General features: G+C 67.7%; 4 protein-coding genes and 1 pseudogene. All 5 read left to right on the top strand.

Annotated elements, in window-relative coordinates; all coding sequences use genetic code 11:
• Positions 1-194: pseudogene (locus B4C31_RS03455) on the top strand (elongation factor 4); the annotation flags it as partial.
• 137 nt (positions 195-331) lie between these two features.
• Positions 332-1531 carry a radical SAM family heme chaperone HemW gene (gene hemW / locus B4C31_RS03450; protein WP_291531355.1) on the top strand — a complete coding sequence of 400 codons (1200 nt, stop codon included), beginning with the start codon at positions 332-334 and terminating at the stop codon, positions 1529-1531.
• Between the two features lie 219 nt (positions 1532-1750).
• On the top strand, positions 1751-6322 hold the full coding sequence (gene gltB, locus B4C31_RS03445) for a glutamate synthase large subunit (protein WP_291531354.1): 4572 nt from the start codon (positions 1751-1753) through the stop codon (positions 6320-6322).
• A 1-nt stretch (position 6323) separates the two neighbouring features.
• Positions 6324-7871 (top strand): glutamate synthase subunit beta, encoded by a 1548-nt coding sequence (locus B4C31_RS03440; RefSeq protein WP_291531353.1) that lies wholly within the window; start codon positions 6324-6326, stop codon positions 7869-7871.
• 87 nt (positions 7872-7958) lie between these two features.
• A partial coding sequence (locus tag B4C31_RS03435; RefSeq protein ID WP_291531352.1) for a tripartite tricarboxylate transporter TctB family protein occupies positions 7959-8288 on the top strand: 330 nt, incomplete at its 3' end.

The following is an 8288-nucleotide window of genomic DNA, read 5'->3' as shown; positions in this document are numbered from 1 at the left end:
AGTGCTACGGCGGCGACATCACCCGTAAGCGCAAACTGTTGGAGAAGCAGAAGGCCGGCAAGAAGCGCATGAAGATGCTCGGCCATGTGGAGGTGCCGCAGGAGGCGTTCATCGCCGCCCTGTCCACCGGCGAGGGCGCGAACGACCGCGACACCAAGGACAAGATCCGCGCCGCGCAGAAGTCCGAAGGCTGATGGCGTTCGAGGTCTACGTCCACGTGCCGTTTTGCCTGCGGCGCCGAGCCGTGAAGCAGGCAATCCAGTGGATTGCCTGTAGGCGAGGGGAGCGGCCGCCAAGGCCGCAACGGCAGCGCCGCGTGGAGGTGTGAGTCATGTTCGAGGTCTACGTTCATGTGCCGTTCTGCCTGCGGCGCTGCGGATACTGCGATTTCAACACGTACACGGCCGTCGACCTGGGCGGCGGCGCGTCGCGCGGCAACTACGCCGCCATGGCCATCCGTGAGATGCGGCTGGTCCGCGACTGGCAGGAGCGTCACGGCATCGCCGAACCGCCGGCCTCGACCGTGTTCTTCGGCGGCGGCACGCCCACGATCCTGCCCGCCGACGACCTGATCGCGATCCTGAACGCCATCCGCGAACTCTGGGGCGTCGAGGACGGCGCCGAGATCACGACGGAGGCGAATCCGGACACGGTGGACGCGGCGACCATCCGCGCGCTGGCCGACGGCGGCTTCACCCGCGTCTCGTTCGGCATGCAGTCGGCCGTGCCGCATGTGCTGAGGACGCTGGACCGCATCCATACGCCGGCCAACGTGGAGGCCGGCGTACGCGCCGCCGAAGCGGCGGGATTGCGCAGCTCGGTCGACCTGATCTACGGGGCTCCGGGGGAGAGCCTGGACGACTGGCGCACGTCGGTGCGGGCGGCCATCGATCTGGGAGTGAACCACGTCTCCGCATACGCGTTGACCGTGGAGCCGACGACGAAGATGGGACGGCAGATCGCCGCCGGCGTGCTGCCGAAACCGGATGACGACGACGAGGCGGCCAAATACGAGATCGCCGACGAATTATTCTCCGCGGCCGGCCTGCAATGGTACGAGATCTCCAACTGGGCCCGCCCCGGCAGCGAGAGCCGTCACAACCTCGGCTATTGGCGCAACGTCGATTGGGCCGGCATCGGCCCCGGCGCCCACTCCCATTACGCGACCTTCACCCCCGGTGGCGAGGAGGACGCCGTCCCCCACAGCCTGCGCGCATGGGATATCGCACACCCGCGGCTCTGGGGCGAGCGGATCAACACCGGCCAAGTGCCCTGGGCGGACAGCGAGACCATCACTCCGGAGGAATCGCTCGAGGAAGCGATCATGCTCGGGCTGCGCCTTCGCGAAGGACTGGACCTGACCGTGTTGGACCACGCACGGATGCCATCGGACCGGCTGTCCGCCGGCATCGCGGAACTCGAACGGGACGGTCTGGTCGGGTTCCGCGAATCCCGCGTCGTGCCCACGCTGCGCGGCCGCCTGCTCAACGACACCGTTATCGAACGCATGTTCGCGCTGTTCGATCTGTAAAACCACCATGCGGGCGTCCGCGCGACGGACAGCGGATATCGGTATATGGACACCGAAGTTGCGTGGAAACATCCGGGCGGTACTCTCTAGCCCAGTCAACCTACGAGACATTCACGGTTCGCGTACCGGACGCCTGCCGTGCCGTCATGCGAACAGGTGGGAGGGGCCGGGCCACGCCTTGGCCTCATTGCACACTACAGGACAGGAGAGGTGATCCAAGTGACGTTGCATGCTCCGCTAGATCTGACCGTCCGCCGCGGGGAGGGGCTCTACGACCCCGCCGCGGAACACGACGCCTGCGGCGTCGGCATGGTCGCCACCATGAACCGTCGGCCGGAGCGGCGCGTCATCGACAAGGCCATCGAGGTGTTGAGGAACCTGGACCACCGTGGCGCGGTGGGCGCCGAGGAGAACACCGGCGACGGCGCGGGCATCCTGATGGGCATGCCCGACGCGTTCATGCGGGCTGTGGTCGACGCGCCGCTGCCGGAACCGGGCCACTACGCCGCCGGCATCGCGTTCCTGGACCGGGACACCGCCGCATGCGGCCGCCAGCAGCAGGCCATCACCGCCATCGTGCGCGAGGAGGAGCTGGAACCGCTCGCCTGGCGTGCCGTACCGACCGATCCGAACGGGCTGGGGTTGCAGGCGCTGGCCTCGATGCCCGCGTTCGTCACGCTGGTCGTCGCCTCCCCGGACGGCTCCCTGAGCGGACTGGACCTGGAGCGCAAGGCGTTCCGCATCCGCAAGCGCGTGGAGCACGAGGTCGGCGTGTACTTCGCCTCGCTGTCCGGGCGGACCATCACCTACAAGGGCATGCTGACAACCATGCAGCTGACTGGCTTCTTCCCGGACCTCAACGACGAGCGGATGGCGGCGCGCGTGGCCATCGTGCACTCGCGCTTCTCCACCAACACGTTCCCCAGCTGGCCGCTGGCCCAGCCCTTCCGACTGCTGGCCCACAACGGCGAGATCAACACCATCCAGGGCAACCGCAACTGGCTGCAGGCCCGCGAGGGACGTCTGAGCTCCGAACTGCTCGGCGAGTTCGAGCCGCTGCTGCCGATCGCCACGCCCGGCTATTCGGACTCCGGTACCTTCGACGAGTGTCTGGAGCTGCTGCACCTGGCCGGCCGCAGCCTGCCGCACGCCATCCTGATGATGCTGCCGCCCGCCTGGGAGAACGACGACACGCTCGACCCCGACGTGCGCGCCTTCTACGAGTACAACAACACGCTGATCGAACCGTGGGACGGTCCGGCGCACATCATCTTCACCGACGGCACGCAGGTCGGCGCGCTGCTCGACCGCAACGGCTTCCGCCCGGGCCGCTGGCAACTGGACGACACCGGCCTGGTCGTGCTCGCCTCCGAAGCCGGCGTGCTGCCCGACGTGCCCACCGAACACGTGAGCGTCAAGGGGCGTCTGGAACCGGGTCGGATGTTCCTTGTGGACACCGCCGAAGGCCGCATCGTGCCGGACGACGAGATCAAGCACGCGCTCGCCGCGCAGCACCCGTACCGGCAGTGGGTGGAGGGCAACAGCGTGCACATGAACGAACTGCCCGCCCGCGAACACGTCAACCACTCCTACGAATCGGTGCTCCGCCGCCAGCGCGCCTTCGGCTACACCGAGGAAGACATCAAGCTGATCCTCAACCCCATGGCGGACACCGGCAAGGAGCCGCTCGGCTCGATGGGCAACGATACGCCGATGGCCGTGCTCTCCGACCGCAGCCGCATGCTGTTCGACTACTTCACGCAGAAGTTCGCGCAGGTCACCAACCCGCCGCTCGACTGGGAGCGCGAACGGATCGTCACCTGTCTGGAATCGGCGATCGGCCCCGAGCCGAACCTGCTGGAGGACACCGAGCTGCACGCCAAGAAGATCCTGATCCCGCTGCCGGTCATCAACTCCGAGGAGATGGCGCAGCTCAAGCGGCTCGACCGCGCCGCCATCCTCGACGGCTACTACCGGCCGTTCGTCGTCAAGGGCCTGTATCAGGTCGCCGGCGGTGGCCCCGCGCTCGAATCGCGGCTCGACGAGATCTTCGCCGACATCGACCGGGCGATCGCCGACGGCGCGAACTTCATCGTGCTCTCCGACCGCGGCTCAGACCACACGTGGGCACCGATCCCGTCGCTGCTGCTCACCTCCGCGGTCCAGCATCATCTGCTGCGTCGGCACACGCGCACCCAGGTCTCGCTGGCCGTGGAGGCCGGCGACGTGCGCGAGATCCACCACGTCGCGCTGCTCATCGCCTACGGCGCCGCATGCGTGAACCCGTACCTGGCGTTCGAGACCGTGGAGGACCAGGCCCGCCGCGGCTACCTCACGGTCGATGCGGCCACCGCCGTGACGAATGTGACGCACGCCCTGTCGATCGGCGTGCTCAAGATCATGAGCAAGATGGGCGTCTCCACCATCATGAGCTACCGCGGCGCCCAGCTGTTCGAGGCGGTCGGCCTGAACAAGACCGTCATCGACCGGTACTTCACCGGCACCACCTCGCAGGTCGGCGGCATCGGACTGGACGAGATTGCCGAGGAGGTGGCCCGCCGCCACCGCGTGGCCTATCCGAATCAGTGGACCGTCACCGCGCATGACGAGCTGCCCACCGGCGGCGACTACAAGTGGCGGCGCACCGGCGAGAACCACCTGAACGACCCGGAGGCCATCTTCCTGCTCCAGCAGTCCACGCAGCGCGGCGACTACGGCATGTTCAAGCGGTACTCGGCGCATATCAACAGCACGTCGCACCGTCTGATGACGCTGCGCGGCCTGATGCGGTTCAAGCCGACCCGCCAGCCGATCCCGATCGACGAGGTCGAGCCGGCCAGCGAGATCGTCAAGCGCTTCTCCACCGGCGCGATGAGCTACGGCTCAATCTCGCAGGAAGCGCACGAGACGCTCGCCATCGCGATGAACATGATCGGCGCGCGCTCCAACTCCGGCGAAGGCGGCGAATCCGACGACCGGATCAACGACCCGCTGCGCGTCAGCCGCATCAAGCAGATCGCCTCCGCGCGCTTCGGCGTGACCAGCGACTACCTGGTGCATGCCACCGACCTGCAGATCAAGCTCGCCCAGGGCGCCAAGCCGGGCGAGGGCGGCCACCTGCCCGGTGCCAAGGTGCCGCCGTGGATCGCCAAGGTGCGTCATTCCACGCCCGGCGTGGAGCTGATCTCCCCGCCGCCGCACCATGACATCTACTCGATCGAGGATCTGAAGCAGCTGATCAACGACGCGAAGATGGCCAACCCCAAGGCCCGCATCCACGTCAAGCTCGTCTCCGAGTTCGGCGTCGGCACAATCGCGGCCGGCGTGGCCAAATGCCATGCCGACGTGGTGCTGATCTCCGGCTATGACGGCGGCACCGGCGCGGCCCCGCTCAACGCCATCAAGCACGCCGGCACCCCGTGGGAGATCGGCCTGTCCGAAACCCAGCAGACGCTGATCCTCAACGGTCTGCGCTCCCGCGTGACCGTGCAGTGCGACGGCGAGCTCAAGACCGGCCGCGACGTGATGATCGCCGCCCTGCTGGGCGCCGAGGAGTTCGGCTTCGCCACCGCGGCGCTGATCGTGGAGGGCTGCGTGATGATGCGCGCCTGCCAGAAGAACACCTGCCCACAGGGCATCGCCACGCAGGACCCGGAGCTGCGCGCCCGGTTCACCGGCAAGCCCGAGCATGTGGTCAACTTCTTCATGTTCATCGCCGAAGAGGTGCGCGAGCTGCTGGCCCAGCTCGGCTTCCGCACGCTTGAAGAGGCCGTGGGCCACGTGGAGTGCCTGGATCAGGACGAGGCGGTCAGCCGCTGGAAGGCGGACGGCGTGGACTTGACGAACGTGCTGATGCAGCCCGGCCCGGTCCCCGGCACGATCCTGCACAAGACCATCGAGCAGAACCACGAGCTCGACAAGGCGCTGGACAACGAGCTGATCCGTCTGGCCGAGCCCGCGCTGGAACGCCGCGAACCCGTGCGCATCGAGATGCCGATCCGCAACGTCAACCGCACGCTCGGCACGATGGTCGGTTACGAGATCACCCGTCGTTACGGTGCCGAGGGCCTGCCCGACGACACGATCGACATGACCCTGCACGGTTCCGGTGGCCAGTCGATCGGCGCGTTCATCCCGCGCGGCGAGACCCTGCGCGTCTACGGCGAGGTCAACGACTACGCCGGCAAGGGCCTGTCCGGCGGACGCATGGTCGTCCGGTCGGCCGACGACGTGACCTTCGACCCGCATACGAACGTGATCGCCGGCAACGTGACCGGTTTCGGCGCGACCTCCGGCGAGATGTTCGTGGCCGGCAAGGCCGGCGAACGCTTCGCGGTGCGCAACGGCGGTGCCACGTTCGTGGTCGAGGGCGTGGGCGACCACGGCTGCGAGTACATGACCGGCGGCACCGTGGTGGTGCTGGGCCCCACCGGACGCAACTTCGGCGCCGGCTTCTCCGGCGGCGACGCGTTCGTGCTCGACCTGGACACGTCCAAGGTCAACCCCGAGGCCGCCGCACACGGGTCGCTGCTGTTCGAACCGCTGGACGGGGCGACATCCGGGAAGGTGCGCGACCTGGTCAAGCGCCACGCCGAGGAGACCGGCTCGGCGTTCGCCGCCGCGCTGCTGGAGGACTGGGATGCGACGGCCGCCCGGTTCACGCATGTGGTGCCCAGGCAGTATGTGGCGATGACCGCGGCGATGCGCCGCGCCGAAGACGAGCATATCGATTTCAACGAGCCCGGCGTCTGGGAACAGGTGTACGAGCAGGTGATGGAAGGAGCGCGCTGACATGGCGGACCCCAGAGGATTCCTTAAAGTACGTACCCGCCGCGAACCGGCCGAACGCCCCGTCGAGGAGCGCATCCGCGACTGGATGGACGTGCACGCCGAATCCGGCCTGCAGCCCTGGACGCGCGAACAGGCGTCCCGCTGCATGGACTGCGGCACCCCGTTCTGCATGACCGGCTGCCCGCTGGGCAACCTCATCCCCGAATTCAACGACCTGGTGTATCAGGGCAAGTGGGAGGACGCCTACCATCGGCTGTCCTCCACCAACAACTTCCCTGAGGTCACCGGCCGCATCTGCCCGGCCCTGTGCGAATCGGCCTGCGTGCTGGGCATCCGCCAGCCGCCGACGATGATCAAGAACGACGAGTGCACGATCATCGACCAGGCGTGGCAGCTGGACTATGTCAAGCCGATGCCGCCGCACCGCCTGACCGACATGACCGTGGCCGTCGTCGGCTCCGGGCCGGCGGGACTCGCCTGCGCCCAGCAGCTGACCCGCGCCGGACATACCGTCGTGGTCTACGAGCGCGACGACGCGATCGGCGGCCTGATGCGCTACGGCATCCCCAACTTCAAGCTCGACAAACGGCTGATCGACCGCCGCGTGGAGCAGATGGAGGCCGAAGGCACCCGATTCCGCACCGGCGTGGAGGTCGGCAAGGACATCTCCTGGGACGAGCTGCGCTCGCGGTACGACGCGGTGGTCGTCGCCATCGGCTCCACCGTGCCGCGCGACATGAACCTGCCCGGGCGCGAGCTCGACGGCATCCATTTCGCGATGGAGTACCTGCCGGATGCGACCCGCCGCGTCTACGGCAAGGAACCGGTCCACGGCATCGACGCGAAGGACAAGAACGTCATCGTGATCGGCGGCGGCGACACCGGCTCCGACTGCCTGGGCACCGCCATCCGCCAGGGCGCCAGGAGCGTGACCGTGCTGCAGATCATGTCCAAGGAGCCGACCGAACGCCCCGACAACCAGCCGTGGCCCACCTACGCGCGCCTGTACCAGCAGACCAGCTCGATGGAGGAGGGCGGCGAGTATCTGTACAACACGGATTCGGTGAACTTCATCGGGTCCGACAACAACGAGGCGGGGGAAGGCCAAACCGAAGTCCGTGTCGAGCATTCGGCCACGGCCGCCGGATTCGTGGCCGACGGGCACGGCCATGTGACCGGGCTCAAGGTCGTCAACGTCGCACCGGGGGAGGACGGGCCGTTCACCCGACAGCCGGGCACCGAACGCGTGTTGCCCGCCGACCTGGTGCTGATCTCGGTCGGCTTCCTGCATCCGGATACCACGACGCTGAGCGAGCAACTGCCGGTCGAGCTGGACGGACGCGGCAACGTGTCGCGTGACGACTCGTACGCCACGTCGCAGGACGGCGTCTTCGCCTGCGGCGACGCGGGCCGCGGACAGAGCCTGGTGGTCTGGGCCATCGCCGAAGGCCGCTCCTGCGCCGCCGCCGTGGACCGCTACCTGACCGGCGACACCGAGCTGCCCGCGCCGATTGAGGCCTCGCGCCGCCCGATGGCGCTGCCGCGGTAAGCGCGAAGGATGCCGTAACCGGGATTTCTGCGGTTGCTGTTGTACAGTAGCTTGCAGTGAATCCGTTCGCATCATGAAGGAGTGAGCATGCCGAACCGTGCAGAACGCCGTGCGCAGGAGAAGCGCAACCGCAGGGGCATCCCGCAGCAGTACGACCAGACCCGGGGTCGTGGTCGTTCCGGGATGATCGACGAGTACGCGCTGCAGCAGAAGTCGATTCGTCTGCAGGAGGGCACGGACGGCGAGTGGAAGCCGACCGCCTCGTTCGAGACGCCGGAGATGACGGCCGATACGGATATCGCGCTGCGCAACCCGAAGCTCGTCAAGGCGCCGCATTCGGTGCGCCAGTGGTTCCGCGTGCTGAGCTGGGCGCTGATCGTCATTGCGGCGATCGCGTTCGTGGTGGTCATGTGGCTG

This window comes from Bifidobacterium sp. UBA4282, from assembly GCF_002394995.1.
Taxonomy (GTDB): Bacteria; Actinomycetota; Actinomycetes; order Actinomycetales; family Bifidobacteriaceae; genus Bifidobacterium; species Bifidobacterium pullorum_B.
Note: the sequence above shows the minus strand (reverse complement) of the source record. Positions and strands in the feature narration are given on the sequence as shown.

Coding starts and splice junctions, on each gene's coding strand:
- hemW (WP_291531355.1), top strand. CDS start 332: ATGTTCGAGGTCTACGTTCATGTGCCGTTCTGCCTGCGGCGCTGCGGA.
- B4C31_RS03440 (WP_291531353.1), top strand. CDS start 6,324: ATGGCGGACCCCAGAGGATTCCTTAAAGTACGTACCCGCCGCGAACCG.